Here is a 14,435-nt window from a genome sequence, read left to right on the forward strand (position 1 = left end):
GAAGCGGCCGGTTATCCGCTGCCCGCCATCGTGCCGGTGGATCTGAAAGGGGCCACCGCCGCCCACTACCGCGGCATGGCAGAAACTTTCGCCCAGCAGTTTGGCCGCCTCGATGGCGTGCTGTTCAACGCCGGTCTGCTCGGCACCCTCTCTCCGTTTGAACATATTCAGGAGAAGGAGTGGGACGAGGTGATGCAGGTCAACGTCAAATCGGAATTCCTGCTGACCCAGGCGCTGCTGCCGCTGCTGCGCCAGACCGCCAAGGCGCAGGGCGACGCCTCCATCGTCTACACCTCCTCCAGCGTGGGACGCAAAGGGCGCGCCTACTGGGGCACCTATGCTATCTCCAAATTTGCCATCGAGGGGATGATGGAAGTGCTGGCCGACGAGCTGGAGAACACCGGTGTGCGGGTCAATACCCTCAATCCGGGCGGTACCCGTACCAAGATGCGCGCCAGCGCCTTCCCGGCGGAAGATCCCATGAACCTCAAGACTCCGGCCGACCTGATGCCGCTCTACCTCTACCTGATGGGGTCGGACAGCCGCGGCAAAACCGGCCAGACCTTTGTGGCTCAGCCAAAATAAACAGGCGGCTCAGCCCAAATAAATCAATAAAATACCCAGAGTGTTGTGCGGCAGGGGTTAAATTGAATAGGGGGCACAGGCTCCCTGTTCGAACCACTGACCATCCTATCTCCAATCAGGTTGAACTATGTTTCGTCCCAAGAGCACGTTTGAGCAATGGCGGATCTTTCAGGCGGTGGTCGACTGCGGCGGCTACGCCCAGGCGGCCGAGGCGCTGAACAAGAGCCAGTCCTCCCTCAATCATGCGGTTGCGAAGTTGCAGCAGAGTCTGGGGGTGCCCTTGCTGGAGGTGCGCGGCCGCAAGGCGGTGCTGACCCCGGCGGGCGAGATCTTCCTCAAGCGGGCCCGTCAGTTGAGCCAACAGGTGGAAGAGCTGGAAAATCTGGCCAACAACCTGGAGCGGCAGTGGGAGCCGCAGATCAACCTCTATGTCTCGGCGCTGCAGCCAAGGGATCGCCTCTATCGGGCGCTGGCCAGCTTCTATCCCCGCAGTCGGGGTTGCCGGGTCAACCTGCACGAACGCATTCACTGCCACTTCAACGCCCTGCAACCGGGGGATCTGATGCTCTCCGAGCACCTGCCCGGCGATCGCACCGGTCTGCTGCTGGACGAGGTGTGCCTGCTGCCCCTCTGCGCCGCCAGCCATCCGCTGGCACAGGAGGAGGGGGCCATCCGCAGCGATGTGCTGACCGGCCACAACCAGATCAGCCTGCATCCCCCCATTCACCGCTCGGTGGACTGGAACGATGCGGATGACACCGGCTGGAAGGCGACCCACTACCACGAAGTGCTCGCCATGCTGCGCCTTGGCCTCGGCTATGCCTGGCTGCCGCGCCATCTGGTAGAGCGGGAACTGGCGGAAGGGTCACTCATACAGCTGGATCTGGAGAGCGGCAACGAGCGCCACCTCTACACCTATCTGCTGACCCTCTCCCCCGAATCCCTCGGCCCCGCGACCGAGCTGCTGCTGCGCTGCCTGCGCAACGAATATCAGGGCGAATCAGCGCCGCTCCCGCACGCCCAGCCCCGGCACGACAAATAACAGCCAGCCCCCAGTCAGACGTTGGGCACCCGCCAGCTGGCGGCCAGTGCCACCAGTGCCAATCCCAACGCCACCATAAAGACCCCGTGGAAACTCCACACCTCCGCCACCACTCCGGCGATGGCCCCTGCCATGATGGAGCCGGTGCGGATGCTGTTGGCAAACAGGGTAGTCGCCACCCCGGCCCGCCCCGGCATCAGATCCTGAAAGTAAGACATGCCGATCCCCGCCACGATACCGATGAAGATGGCGTTGAACAGCTGCAAGGCGATCAGGGCGTATTGGTCGGTGAGGGTCACCAGACCTGTGTAAAAGGCCGCGCCAGCCAGCACCGCCAACAACATCATGGGGCGCTTGCCAAAGCGGGCCGTGTAGTAACCCGCCAACAGCATGAAGGGGATCTCCAGCGCCGCTGCCGTGCCCATCAGGATACCGGCAAGCTTCTCATCCAACCCCAGTTCGCGGGTGATGTAGAGCGGCATATTGATGAGGTACATGCTGTTGCAGTTCCACATCAGGGTGGAGGCGACAAAGAGCGCCCGCACCGCCGGATCCCGCCAGCTGCTGACCCGCTCGATCTCTTCAGCCAGCTTGGGCAGTGGCAGAGAGGGCAGCCAGCGCCACACCACCAGCGCGCAGAGCAGGTAGGCCAGTGCCGAGGCCAGGTACATCAGCTCAAAACCGTAGCCGATGGCCAGCGCGAAGGCGATGGGCGGGCCTATGACCCAGGCCAGCGAAAACTGGGCCCGCATCACCGAGCTGAACATATCCGCCCGCCGGTTGCGGCTGTCGGAGTACTCCCGCGCCAGCGCAAACAACTGGGGGCTGGCTGTGGCCGCCAGCGCAGCCAGCATGACCCCCAGACTCGCCAGCAACCAGTAGTTGCGGTTCCAGGCAAACAGCAAGGAGAGCGCCACCCCGGCAAAGCAGCAGCGCAGGATCAGTCGCTTGCGATCCCCCTTGTTGTCGGAGCGATGACCCAACCACTGGCTGACCAGAATGCCCACCACAGCATTGATGGTATAGAAGAGCCCGACCAGAAAGGGGCGCACCTGCACCTCCTCGGCCAGAAACAGACTTAAGGTAGGCACCTGCAATGCCACCGCGACGCCGGTCATAAAGGTCACGGCAAGAAACGAAAGAGAGACGGGGTCCGGGCGTTTGACCGCCGCTATCGACAAGCTCATAGGGTTACCACTGGTTGGAGGGACGATACGGGCTAACGGGCGGCAGCCGTATGAAAATTCGGCGCCTATCTTATGTCACTATCAAGAGCGGGCTCAAGGATGGCATAAGCGGGTGTGCGCCTTGCGAGGGAGGCCGCGACCCCGTAGAGTGAAAGCCCATCCTGCCAGCACAAGGAGTTCGCATGTTTGATTTTGATCAGGAAGTAGACCGCAGTGGCACCATGAGCCTGAAATGGGACAAGTACAAGGGTCAGGATGTGCTGCCCATGTGGGTTGCCGATACCGACTTTGTCTCCCCCCCGTCCGTGATTGAGGCGTTGACCAAACGGGTCGCCCACGGCATTTTCGGCTATTCACGCCCCTCGCCGCGCCTGATCGAACTCATTATCGAACGGATGGCGACCCGCTATGGCTGGGCCATCGAGCCCGAATGGCTGGTGTTCCTGCCGGGCGTGGTGCCGGGGCTCAACCTTGCCTGCAAGGCGTGGAGCCAGCATGGCCGCGGCATCATCACCCCCAAGCCGGTCTACTACCCCTTCCTGCAGGCGCCGGGCTTCAATGATCGCCCCCTGCTCACCGTGCCGATGATTGAAGAAGCCGGTCGCTGGGTGCTGGATCTGGCAGAGCTTGAGCGTCAGGCCCCCGCTGCAGATCTGCTGCTGCTCTGCAACCCTCACAACCCGGGCGGCACCATCTTCACCCGTGACGAGCTGCTGGCCATCGATGCCATCGCTGCGCGCCACAATCTGGTGATCTGCTCCGATGAAATCCACTGCGATCTGCTGCTGGATAAGAATGCCCGCCACATTCCCTACGGCGCCATCAGTGCACAAGCAGCCGAGCGCTGCGCGGTGATGATGGCCCCGAGCAAGACCTTCAATATCGCTGGTCTCTGCTGCTCCTTCGCCATTATCCCCAACGCCCGTCTGCGCTTCAGGCTGCAACAGGCGATGCGCGGCATCAGCGCCGACGTCAACCTGCTGGGCTTTGTCGCCGCCGAAGCGGCCTATGAGGGTGGCGAACAGTGGCTGACCGAGCAACTCGACTATCTGGCGGCCAATCTGGCCCTGATCCAGCAAGCGGTTGCCCGCTGGCCCGGCGTCAAGCTGGCCAACCATCAAGCGACGTATCTGGCCTGGATTGATGTGAGCGCCCTTGGCCTTGCCGATCCCATCGCCTTCTTCGAGCAGGCCGGCGTTGGTCTCTCCCCCGGCGCCCAGTTTGGCGACGGTCAGTTCGTGCGGCTCAACTTCGGCTGCACCAGGGCACGACTGACCGACGCGCTGGCGCGGATGGAGCGGGCAATCCTCAACCACAACAAGCCCTGATCAGCCAGCAACGGGATGGGCAAGCCCCATCCCTTTTACCCTGTGTCATCAGCCAGCGGTCAACTCAGTCAACGGTCAATTATGTCTCTACGGATCTTGCATCACCTTCTGCTTCCCCTCTGTGCACTCTCTGCGCTGCTCCCCTTTGGCAGCCAGGCGCTGACTATCGGAACGGGCCCGCTTAATGGGGTCTACTACCCGACCGGTGGCGCCATCTGCCGGGTGCTCAATGCCGGCCATGCCCTGCATGGGGACAGCTGCACCGTGCAGAGCACCCGTGGCTCGATGGCCAACCTCAAGGCACTCGACGAGGGGGACGTACAGCTGGCGCTGGTACAATCCGATGTGTTGCACCACGCCCTGCATGGCACCGGCCCCTTCAGCGGGCAGGGGGCCAACAATGAGCTGCGCAGCCTGTTTCGCCTCTATCAGGAGTCGTTGACCCTGCTGGCCGCACCCAATAGCGGCATCACCACCCTGGCAGATATCGAAGGGAAGCGGGTTTATCCCGGCAACAACGGCGCCGGTGAACAGATCACCAGCCAGGCCCTGATGGCAGCCATGGGATGGCAACCCGGGCAGTTTGCAGCCTATCAGCTCAAGTCGGACAGCGAACCGCTGGAAGGGCTGTGCGATGGCTCGCTGGATGCCGCGTTTGTGGTTGCCGGTCACCCCAGTCTGGCGGTCGGCGATCTGATCAGCCGCTGCAAGGTGCGCCTCATCCCCATCGAAGGGGAGCAGATCGACACGCTGCTCAAGCAACACCCCTACTACCAGCGCAGCCGCATCGCTGCCAACCTCTATCCGGGGCAGACCACCGCTATCAACAATATCGGGATGAGTGCCGAACTGGTGGCGCTGGCCAGCCTGCCGGACCCCATCGTCCGAACCGTGCGCGATACCCTGCTGGCCCGGGTCAAACAGTTCAGTCGGCTGCATCCCGCCCTGAGCAAGGTGACGCCCGCGCAGTTGCAGGCGCAAACCGAGCTGCCCCTCCATGCGGGGATGTCGGATCAACCGCCAGCCCCCTTGCCACTGACCCCCGAGCAGTTAACCGCGGAACAGCTGACGCCGGAGCCGCTAACACCAGCGCCATCGGCCTCGGAGGCGGTGCCCACGACAGAGCAGGTGAGTGCCGCCAACGGGACGACTGCGCCCATTGAGGTGCCCTCCGACGCGACCGCCACCAGCAGTGCCGCAGTGGCGACAGAAGCCACAAAGGTTAATCCCTTGCCCGAAGAGGCGCTCGAGGTCACCTCCGAGCTCACTGCGCCAGCCACCGAGGGTGAGAGCGGGGCCCCTTCGGCCTCTGCCGCAGCGTCAACGGTTCCATCACCATCGGCTGCCGTGTCGATTCAGTTGCCACAGAGCGCCTCTGCGGCCACTGCGCTGCAAGAACAGGCAATCCAGCCTGCCAGCAGCGCAGTTGCTGACGAAACCCCACCGCAGGATAAGGCCGACACGTCACCCTCCCCTGCCACCAGCGCAGCCACACCGCTGCAACCCTGAGTGGTCAGCTCCCACAAACGCATCAGGGCAGCCTCGGCTGCCCTGATTATTGATATGCGCTCGATAGTGGCGCAATTGATGGCAGCACAGTCACCCCGAGGCCTGCTCACCTTGCCGCCCCGCTACGGCTCTATCACCCGGGTCAGATAGGGATTGGGCTTCTGGATCTCCTCCTCCACCCAGTGCAGCAACTGCTTGATGGCCCGAGACAACACCTGATTCTGGCGTACCACGTAACCCAGACTGGTACCGGGAAAATCGCCGAGGCTGGTGACCGGCGCGGTGAGGTTGAGGCGCGGATGCAGGGAGAAGTCCGGCACGATGGCGACACCAAAGCCCGCCTCGGCCCAATCCAACTGGGCGTCCACGCTGCCAACCTCCATGATGCGGCAGGGGGGCAAGGCCAGCAGCGGCAGGGACGGGTCGATCAGCGCCCGGGTGCGGGTGTCGTGACCGAGCAGGATCAGGGTCGGCTCGTCGAGGGGATCGCTCTCTCCCGCCACCGCCCGCGCCTGCCAGCGGGCAAGGCCGTGGCCCAGCGCGCACCAGGTTACCTGTTGCAGCTCGGTATAGAAGAGCGGTTCGCTGCGCTTTTGCGCCATGACAAAACCCAGATCCGCCTTGCCCGCCTTGACCAGCTCGGCGGCCTGATCCGAAGTGGTGTTGAACAGAGTGAGGTCGATGCCGGGGAACTCCCGCTTGAAGCGCTGGAACGGCTGGATAAGCAGCAGGCGGGAGATAATGTCGCTGGCGGCGATGGCCAGCGTCCCCTGACTCAGCTGGTTGAGGGCATTGAGATCGGACTGGCAGAGCTGCAACTCGGCGATGGTGCGCTCGGCGCTTTGCAGTAGCCGCTCCCCCGCCTGCGTCAGGCGAAACGGACTGCGCTCGATCAGCCGCACCCGGGTCGCCTGCTCCAGCCGTTTGATATGCAGGCTGACATTGGGTTGGGTCATGTGCAGCTCGGTGGCGGTCTGACCAAAATGTTGCAATCGGGCCAGAGTGACAAAGGTTTGCAGCCAGTGAATATCCAGCATAAGAGTCCCTCAACCCGCGAGGTGCGGGGCTTGTCAGGCAAAATCGAGCAGTTTGCCGCTTAATTGGCCATAATTATATGGTTCTCTTATCGGAATTATAAAGATAATTAATTTTTCTAATCCGCATCAGGCTCCTAGGATGGACGCCTAACGTCTTAGGAGAAAGAGTCATGTCGTCTATCGTAGTCGTAGGTGCTAACTGGGGTGATGAAGGCAAAGGCCGCATCGTGGATTATCTGGCAGGTCAAGCTGGCGCCAGCATTCGCTTCCAGGGCGGCAACAACGCTGGCCACACCGTGGTCAACGACCTTGGCACCTTCAAGCTGCACCAGGTTCCGAGTGGCGTATTCAACCCGGATTGCCTGGTTGTCCTCGGCCCGGGCATGGTGATCAGCCCCGAAAAACTGACCGTCGAGCTCGAGGAAGTCAAAGCCTCCGGCGTGACTCCGAAGCTGGCCATCTCTGACCGCGCAACCCTGTGCCTGCCGCTGCACGCACTGGAAGATACCCTTGAAGAGCAACGTCTGGGTGACGGCGCCTATGGCTCCACCCGTCAGGGCATCGCTCCTGCCTACGGCGATCGCGTGATGAAGAAAGCGATCCTGGTTGGCTGGCTGAAACAGCCGGACGTGCTGGTCGAGCGCATCCAGTTCATGCTGGACTGGAAACTACCGCAGATGAAGGCTATCTACCCCTCCTTCGAATTCACCCAGACTGCCCAGGAAATGGCCGACTGGCTGCTGGAAGTCTCTGCACCGTGGATCGACGCCGTGTGCAACGTCAGCATGCCGCTGAAAGCGCTGCAGGCAGAAGGCAAGACCCTGCTGTTCGAAGCGCAGTTGGGCGCTGGCCGTGACCTGATCTACGGCGAATACCCCTGGGTAACCTCCTCCCACGTATCCGGCGCCTACGCCGGTATCGGTGGCGGTCTGCCGGGTCTGCGCCCGGAGCGCGTCATCGCTGTAGCCAAGGCATTCAGCTCCTCTGTCGGTACCGGCACTCTGCTGACCGCCATGGAGAACCAGGACGAGTTCCGCAAGATCACCAACGAGTTCGGTGCCACCACCGGCCGTCCCCGTGATGTCGGTTACTTCGACGCGGTCGCCACCAAGAACGGTGTCGAGCTGCAAGCCGCCACCGAAGTGGCCCTGACCAAGCTGGACTGCCTGACCGGTCTGCCGGATCTGAAGATCTGCGTGGCCTACGAAGGTGCCCACACCGAGAACCCGATTTGGCCGCAAACTGCCGCCCTGAAGCCGGTTTACGAGCAGATGGAAAGCTGGAGCGAAGACATCACCGGCTGCCGCACCTTCGAAGAGCTGCCCAAAGCGGCCCAGCAGTACGTGCTGCGTATCGAAGAGCTGCTCGGCGTACCGGTTCCGATGGTTTCCGTCGGCCCGGGCCGTGACGAGATGATCCTGCGCTAAGCCGCACCTCTCATCGTCAAACAAAAAACCGGCATCCCTGATGCCGGTTTTTTTATGGCTGCCGTTTACCTTCTTGCCATAAAATCACCCAAAGGCTCAATTAACTCACCAATCGACCTCACATTGAGCCGTTCTGCAATAACATTCTACCCTGCCCTCGTTAAAGTGAACCCGTTACCACACGAGGAGTCACCCGATGAAATTGCTCAAACAGAGTGCCTTGTTGCCACTGCTCTGCCTGACGGCCATGCCAGCCTTTGCCATGACCCTGAAGAGCGCGGATATTCACGAAGGCCAGCTGATGGCCAAACAGTTCAGCTTCAACGGCTTTGGCTGCAGCGGCGACAACCACTCGCCCCAACTTAGCTGGCATGATCTGCCGGCTGGCACCAAAAGCGTTGCCATCACCGCCTATGACCCCGATGCCCCCACCGGCAGCGGCTGGTGGCACTGGCTGGTGGTTAACCTGCCTGCCACCCAGAGCGAACTAGCCAGCAATGCCTCCGGCAAGCTCAAGCAGGGATTGGAGATCCGCACCGACTTTGGCAACCAGGGTTACGGCGGCCCCTGCCCGCCCGCAGGTCACGTCATGCACCGCTATCAGTTCACCGCCTGGGCCCTGCCCCATGATCTCGAGGTGAAGGCTGATACCCCGCCCGCTATGGTAGGCTACATGCTCAACAGCATGGCGCTCGGCAAAGCCACCCTGACCGCCACCTTCGTCACCCCCTAGGAGCCAACCGGATGAGCACTCCCCTGCTGCAACAGAGCCACTATCTCGGGATCCGCCAGCAGCCCCTGCACCGGGTGCTCATCTATGCCCCGACCCTCATCTGGGTCACCCAGGGGAGCAAGCAACTGTGGTGGCGCGAGCGACGTCTATCGTTTGACAGGGAGCGGTGGCTGCTGATCCCGGCAGGCCACCAGCTCACCTTCGTCAATCAGCCGGAGCATGGCAAGTTTCGCTCCCACGCCATCACGCTGCTCACTCCGCCGCCACCAGAATGGCTGGCCGAGTCAGCCCCTTCCCACGCTGATCTGGAGGAACCCGCTGTCAAGGTCACCCCCGGGCTCGCCTTCTGCTTTGAGCTCATCAGCACCATGGCCGAACGGGGGCTGAGCAAGGCGACCCAGGCCGAACTGCTGCGCGGCTTCTATGCCGAGCTGCGGGCCGCCAACGCCCTCGGGTTGCTCTTTCCCGCCAGCACCATGACCCTCGCAGAGCGGCTGGCCCGCTACCTGGCGGTGGAACCCGGCATCGACCACACCCTGGAGGCGGTGGCCCCCCACTTCTCCATGAGCCGCGCCTCCATGGTGCGCAAGCTGGCCGCCGAAGGTCGCAGCTTTCGCCAGTTGCTGGCTCAGGTACGTATGAGCCACGCCCTCAACCTGTTGCAACAGGGCCTGACCCCGCTGGAGGTCGCCCTCGCCTGCGGTTATGACTCCCCCAGTCGCTTTGCCGCCCGCTTCAAACAGGAGTTTGGCCTGACGCCCCACCAATACCTGCACACCTGCCCTGCCAGATTGGCGAGCAACGAGAAGTAAAATATTACTTAAAGACCATTCTATGTAACCTGATGTAACCCGGTGATCCCGCTCACATTGCCGCCTCTTTAGAGTGTGATCTCGCGCCAACGCTCCCTTTCCCCTTGCCATACAATGGCTACCGAACACCTTTTCACTAAAAATAAGCGTAAAAAATCTTCCTTTTAACCTACATAAACGGAATTGGAGCGAGCAATGTTTCGTAAAACTTTACTCTCGGTAGCCCTAGGCACCGCCCTGTTCGGACTGACCGCCTGCAACGATAACCAGACAGAGAGCAGCACAGTCGCCAAACCGGAGCAGGCCATCCAGTACAAGGACGTTATCGACCGTCGGGGAACACCGACCCAATTCCGCGACTTTGACAGCTACTCCAACCTCAAATACAACCCGCTGCTCGATCTGGGGGCATGGCACGGTTTCCTGCTGCCTGCCAGCGACAAGGAGTGGGGGGGCTTTACCGGCCCCATGGTCATCTCCGAGGAGTACAGCCTCTTCTTTGCCAGCGAGCTGGACAAGCTCACCCTGAGCGATGCGAGCGGCCGCCCGTTCCCGCTCACCAGCGCCCGCAAGCAGGAGGTGTACGCCATTCCCGGTGCGCTGGTGCAACGCTTCGAGTTCGAGCCCTTCACGCTGGAGCTGGAGCTGCGTTATGGCGATGCCCGCACCGCCCTTATCCGCACCCGACTCATCAACCAGACCGATGCACCGCTCACCCTCAACCTCAACTGGCAGGGCGAGTTGCTCAATCAATGGGATGCCAAGGATACGATTGCCAGCAAATATCCAGGCTGGACACGCACCATCAGCGAGAGCGACAAAGGAATCGAATTCCAGTTCGGTAAACTGCGCAGCACCTGGAACATCATGCAGAGCGGCAGCGCCCGCTATCGAATCGACCGCACCCTGCCAAGTCGCACCACCCTCGACCAGAAGACACTGGGCTACCAAAGCGACGCCAGCATTACCCTGGCCGCCAAGGGGAGCGAGGATATCTACACCCTGCAGAGCTATCTCCACTCCGCAGATGACGCCAGCCGCCATCAGCAGAGCCGTCAGGCCCTGATGGCCGACCCGGCCAGCTATTTTGCCGACTCCATCCGCCGCTGGGAGGGCTACCTTGCCAAGGGTCTCTCCAATCAGGGGATCCCCGAGTCGGAGCGTCGCATCGCCGTCAAGGCGATGGAGACCCTCAACGGCAACTGGCGCTCCCCGGCTGGCGCCATCCTCCACGACGGGGTAACCCCCTCCAATACCGCACGCTTGTTCGACGGCGTCTGGGCCTGGGATAGCTGGAAGCACGCCTATGCCATGGCACACTTCAACCCGGAGGTAGCCAAGAACAACGTGCGCGCCATGTATGACTATCAGGTACAGCCGGATGATCCGGTGCGACCACAGGATGCGGGCATGGTGATCGACGCCGTCTTCTACAACAAGCTGGCGGATCGCGGTGGCGATGGCGGCAACTGGAACGAGCGCGACACCAAGCCGCCCCTTTCCGCCTGGGCCATCTGGGAAATCTACAGCGCTACCAAGGACAAGGCCTTTATCGCCGAGATGTATCCCAAGCTGCAGGCCTACCACGACTGGTGGTACCGCGCGCGGGACAACAACCGCAACGGCATCATCGAATATGGCGCCACCAAGCATGTGGAGCACAACGACGAGTACGGCAATATTACCTTCAAGGTGCAGTACTCCAACGGTATTCCCGCCGGGCTGGATCTCTCAAGCTGTACCAGTGAGGGGGATGGCTGGTATGCCTGCGCCGGTATGCCGCTCTATCAACAGGTGTTGAACGTGGGCGGGTACAGCGACATGGATATCGGTGCCCAGCACGGCGCCGGTTGGGAGTCCGGCATGGACAACGCCGCCCGCTTCGGCTTTATCGAACCGGGCCAGCTGCAACGCTATGCCGACAAGACCTATGGCGGAGATTTGGCCAAGGCACGTCAGGACTGGAACGTCGCCTTCTTTGAAAACCATCAGGACAATGGCGATTTGATCGGTTTCTCCATCGATCAGGAGTCAGTGGAGCTCAACGCCTTCCTCGCCAAAGAGAAACGCATTCTGGCAGACATGGCCGACCTACTTGGCAAGCCGAACGACGCGAGCCGCTACCGCGATGGCGCGACCCAGCTGGCTGGTTACATCAACAGTTGCATGTTCGATGAGGCATCAGGCTTCTATTACGATCGTCAGATTGCTCAGGGGGATGTTGCTGACGGCAACGGCTGCGTCGGCAAATTGCTGACCGCCCGCGGCCGTGGCCCGGAAGGGTGGAGCCCGCTCTGGGCAGAGGTCGCCGACAAGGAGAAAGCAGCACGGGTGCGCGAGGTCATGCTCAACGCCCAGGAGTTCAACACAAAGATCCCGCTGGGCACAGCCGCGCTGACCAACCCGGCCTACGACCCCAATATCTACTGGCGCGGCCGGGTATGGCTCGATCAGTTCTACTTCGGGGTGAAGGGGCTCGAAAACTACGGCTATCGCAGCGATGCCGAGGCACTGGTCAACAAGCTGTTCAACAATGCCGAAGGACTGGCGGGCAGCGGCCCCATCCGCGAAAACTACAATCCGGAGACCGGCGCCATGCAGGGGGCCAGCAACTTCAGCTGGAGCTCGGCCCACCTCTATATGCTCTATCGCAACTTCCTGAAACCACAGGCGTAAGCTTGCTCCACCATGCAAAAGGCCTCCGGATGGAGGCCTTTCTGTTTTCACTCAAGTGGCACTCACACAATACCCGCCACGCGGCGGGTACGGGCTCGTCTTAGCCGTTCGTGAGCGGCAGAGAGAGGCGTTTGGCCAGTGCCTGGAAGTGCTGGCTCACCTCAGCCCCGAACAGGGGGTCGCCAATGGCGCGGTTCTGCCAGTTTTGCTCCAGATGACGCCAGTCATCCTCGGTCAGGGAATCACGCAGATGGGGGAAGATCACCCCCTCTTCATAGTTCATGTGTGCCTCTTGCAGCTCCACGAAGCGCTCCAGCTTGGTAGTGAACTGATCGAGGGGGATCACCGCATCCATCAGGATCATCTCCACCATCTCCTTGAGATCGGCCCCGGCCTCCAGCAGCTTGACGTGCTCCTCCTGCAGGCGGTTGGCGACCTCCCCCTCCACCACCCGATATTTCAGGTAGTAGTCATAGATGAGGTCTTCCTTGGGATGGTGGTACTTGTCAGAGACCTCCCGCAGGTAGTCGATGACATCGCGCACCAGAAAATAGCTGATGGGCTCTTCGGCACGGATGGCTGCCAGCTTGTGCTTGAGCAGCTCCAAAAGTCGGGCGATGTTGAGATGGTCCTTGTGCAGACTGGATAACATGGGCACTCCTTGGCTCTGAATAAATCTTATGTCCCTGAGTATACGGTCATTTGTCGCCCGAACTTTGCACTCAATCAAGTGGGATGCAGACAGATTTCCACTCTATCGGACTCTTGTCCTGTTGTTCCAGCAAGCGATTGGTCTCGCTAAAGTGACCGCAACCGATGAAACCGCGGTGGGCAGAGAGGGGGCTCGGGTGCGGCGCGGTCAGCACATAGTGGCGCTGGCGGTCGATGAAACGTCCCTTCTTCTGGGCGTGGGCACCCCACAGCAGGAACACCACCCCCTGACAACTGGCATTGATCTGCTCGATGACCCGATCGGTAAAGGTCTCCCATCCCAGATGGGCGTGGGAATGGGCCTGACCGGCCTGCACCGTCAGCACGGTGTTGAGCAGCAAGACACCTTGTTTGGCCCAGGATTCGAGAAAGCCGTGATTGGGTGTGACGAAACCTGGCAGGTCACGCTGCATCTCTTTATAGATGTTGACCAGTGAGGGGGGCGTACGCACGCCGGGCAGAACGGAGAAGCAGAGACCGTGCGCCTGATTGGGGCCGTGGTAGGGATCCTGGCCCAGGATCACCACCTTGACCTGATCCAGCTCGGTCAGCTTGAAGGCATTGAACACATCGGTGGCTGGCGGGTAGATCACCTTGCCCGCTTCCCGCTCGGCTCTGACGGTTGCCAGCGTACTCTTGAAATAGTCCTGCTCTTTCTCAGAGCCAATCACATCACTCCAGGTCAGCACCCCGGCCTCCTCACTTGATACGGCGAAGGGCTCAGGATAGGGGGCCAGCCCGCAAGACGCAACCGTGGCTCACGCTTTCCAGAGCCTGGCGAGCCGCCCCGAGCGCTCCAGCTTGCGCAGGCCGGTATTGAACAGCAGCATCAGACGGCGCGCCTCGGGATCGGCCTTGCGCATCAGCAAGTATCCCGGTTGCGACCAGATGGGGTCGGCGGCACCGGTCAGTGACAGCGATTGGGGATGACGAACGAGCGCCTGCTGGAACAGAGTCTGTGCCACCTGCTCATCCATCACCAGATAGTGGATCCGCCCGTCAATCAGCTTGCCCATGCTCTGCTCATCGGAATCTGACCACTCGAGGGTGAGCCCGGCTTGGCGAGCGGCAAAACCATCGCCATAGAAATAGCCACGGGTCACCCCGACCGGCTCGTGTTTCAGCTCACCCAGATTGACCGCGGGCGTACCGGTCAGCATCATCAGGCGAGTGGTGAAATGGCCGAGCGAGGCGGAGAGATAGAAAAGCTGCTCCCGCTCGCGGGAGCGAAACCAAGGCATGGTGACCACATAGCGCCCCTCCAGAGTCAGTCGGTAAGCCTCGGCCCAGGAATAGAAGTGAAAGCTGACATCGAGCCCCTCTTCGGCAAAGGCCTGGCGCACCACCTCACAGAGAAAGCCCTGATTAGGCAACGACTCACTGATATA

Annotated in this window: 13 protein-coding genes; 8 read left to right on the plus strand and 5 right to left on the minus strand. The window is 61.4% G+C overall.

Annotated features, from left to right (window positions below):
• On the plus strand, window positions 1-585 hold a 585-nt coding region (locus AB5Y92_RS17245; RefSeq protein ID WP_368227238.1), incomplete at its 5' end, for a YciK family oxidoreductase.
• A gap of 127 nt (window positions 586-712) precedes the next feature.
• A complete protein-coding gene (locus AB5Y92_RS17250; RefSeq protein ID WP_164536288.1) occupies window positions 713-1,627 on the plus strand; it encodes a LysR family transcriptional regulator in 915 nt (304 codons plus the stop codon).
• Window positions 1,628-1,641: 14 nt separating this feature from the next.
• Here AB5Y92_RS17250 and AB5Y92_RS17255 read toward each other — a convergent pair whose 3' ends face one another.
• On the minus strand, window positions 1,642-2,814 hold the full coding sequence (locus AB5Y92_RS17255; RefSeq protein ID WP_368227239.1) for an MFS transporter: 1,173 nt from the start codon (window positions 2,812-2,814) through the stop codon (window positions 1,642-1,644).
• Window positions 2,815-2,996: 182 nt separating this feature from the next.
• On the opposite strand from AB5Y92_RS17255, the gene AB5Y92_RS17260 reads away from it, so the two are divergent.
• Both AB5Y92_RS17260 and AB5Y92_RS17265 read left to right on the plus strand, forming a co-directional pair.
• Window positions 2,997-4,142: a PatB family C-S lyase gene (locus AB5Y92_RS17260; protein ID WP_338711242.1), complete on the plus strand. Its 1,146-nt coding sequence runs from the start codon at window positions 2,997-2,999 to the stop codon at window positions 4,140-4,142.
• 81 nt (window positions 4,143-4,223) lie between these two features.
• Entirely contained in the window at window positions 4,224-5,651 is a 1,428-nt protein-coding gene (locus AB5Y92_RS17265) for a TAXI family TRAP transporter solute-binding subunit (protein WP_368227240.1), read from the plus strand.
• A 122-nt stretch (window positions 5,652-5,773) separates the two neighbouring features.
• Here AB5Y92_RS17265 and AB5Y92_RS17270 read toward each other — a convergent pair whose 3' ends face one another.
• Entirely contained in the window at window positions 5,774-6,688 is a 915-nt protein-coding gene (locus AB5Y92_RS17270; RefSeq protein WP_042658174.1) for a LysR family transcriptional regulator, read from the minus strand.
• Between the two features lie 170 nt (window positions 6,689-6,858).
• Between AB5Y92_RS17270 and AB5Y92_RS17275 the strand changes: the two genes are divergently transcribed.
• The 4 genes from AB5Y92_RS17275 (at window position 6,859) to ygjK (ending at window position 12,336) form a co-directional block, all read left to right on the plus strand.
• Window positions 6,859-8,115, plus strand: coding sequence for an adenylosuccinate synthetase (locus AB5Y92_RS17275; protein WP_005362191.1), 1,257 nt, complete (start codon window positions 6,859-6,861; stop codon window positions 8,113-8,115).
• Window positions 8,116-8,311: 196 nt separating this feature from the next.
• Window positions 8,312-8,848, plus strand: a complete 537-nt coding sequence (locus AB5Y92_RS17280) for a YbhB/YbcL family Raf kinase inhibitor-like protein (protein WP_368227241.1) — start codon at window positions 8,312-8,314, stop codon at window positions 8,846-8,848.
• 11 nt (window positions 8,849-8,859) lie between these two features.
• Complete coding sequence (locus tag AB5Y92_RS17285) at window positions 8,860-9,660, plus strand: helix-turn-helix transcriptional regulator (RefSeq protein WP_368227242.1); 801 nt, start codon at window positions 8,860-8,862, stop codon at window positions 9,658-9,660.
• 195 nt (window positions 9,661-9,855) lie between these two features.
• Window positions 9,856-12,336 carry an alpha-glucosidase gene (gene ygjK / locus AB5Y92_RS17290; RefSeq protein WP_368227243.1) on the plus strand — a complete coding sequence of 827 codons (2,481 nt, stop codon included), beginning with the start codon at window positions 9,856-9,858 and terminating at the stop codon, window positions 12,334-12,336.
• A 100-nt stretch (window positions 12,337-12,436) separates the two neighbouring features.
• Here the strand turns inward: ygjK and AB5Y92_RS17295 are convergent, their stop codons facing one another.
• From AB5Y92_RS17295 to AB5Y92_RS17305, 3 genes are all read right to left on the minus strand, one after another.
• Complete coding sequence (locus AB5Y92_RS17295) at window positions 12,437-12,988, minus strand: hemerythrin domain-containing protein (protein ID WP_005362195.1); 552 nt, start codon at window positions 12,986-12,988, stop codon at window positions 12,437-12,439.
• Between the two features lie 70 nt (window positions 12,989-13,058).
• Window positions 13,059-13,736, minus strand: a complete 678-nt coding sequence (ung, locus tag AB5Y92_RS17300) for a uracil-DNA glycosylase (RefSeq protein WP_005334934.1) — start codon at window positions 13,734-13,736, stop codon at window positions 13,059-13,061.
• A 69-nt stretch (window positions 13,737-13,805) separates the two neighbouring features.
• A partial coding sequence (locus tag AB5Y92_RS17305) for a substrate-binding periplasmic protein (protein ID WP_368227244.1) occupies window positions 13,806-14,435 on the minus strand: 630 nt, incomplete at its 5' end.

It is taken from the genome of Aeromonas sp. R1-1, from assembly GCF_040908495.1.
Classification (GTDB): Bacteria; Pseudomonadota; Gammaproteobacteria; order Enterobacterales; family Aeromonadaceae; genus Aeromonas; species Aeromonas veronii.

Bases quoted from the DNA above. Each gene is read 5' to 3' on its own strand.
- AB5Y92_RS17270 (WP_042658174.1), bottom strand. From the start codon at position 6,688: ATGCTGGATATTCACTGGCTGCAAACCTTTGTCACTCTGGCCCGATTG.
- AB5Y92_RS17250 (WP_164536288.1), top strand. From the start codon at position 713: ATGTTTCGTCCCAAGAGCACGTTTGAGCAATGGCGGATCTTTCAGGCG.
- AB5Y92_RS17275 (WP_005362191.1), top strand. From the start codon at position 6,859: ATGTCGTCTATCGTAGTCGTAGGTGCTAACTGGGGTGATGAAGGCAAA.
- AB5Y92_RS17255 (WP_368227239.1), bottom strand. From the start codon at position 2,814: ATGAGCTTGTCGATAGCGGCGGTCAAACGCCCGGACCCCGTCTCTCTT.
- AB5Y92_RS17285 (WP_368227242.1), top strand. From the start codon at position 8,860: ATGAGCACTCCCCTGCTGCAACAGAGCCACTATCTCGGGATCCGCCAG.
- ygjK (WP_368227243.1), top strand. From the start codon at position 9,856: ATGTTTCGTAAAACTTTACTCTCGGTAGCCCTAGGCACCGCCCTGTTC.
- AB5Y92_RS17295 (WP_005362195.1), bottom strand. From the start codon at position 12,988: ATGTTATCCAGTCTGCACAAGGACCATCTCAACATCGCCCGACTTTTG.
- AB5Y92_RS17280 (WP_368227241.1), top strand. From the start codon at position 8,312: ATGAAATTGCTCAAACAGAGTGCCTTGTTGCCACTGCTCTGCCTGACG.
- AB5Y92_RS17265 (WP_368227240.1), top strand. From the start codon at position 4,224: ATGTCTCTACGGATCTTGCATCACCTTCTGCTTCCCCTCTGTGCACTC.
- AB5Y92_RS17260 (WP_338711242.1), top strand. From the start codon at position 2,997: ATGTTTGATTTTGATCAGGAAGTAGACCGCAGTGGCACCATGAGCCTG.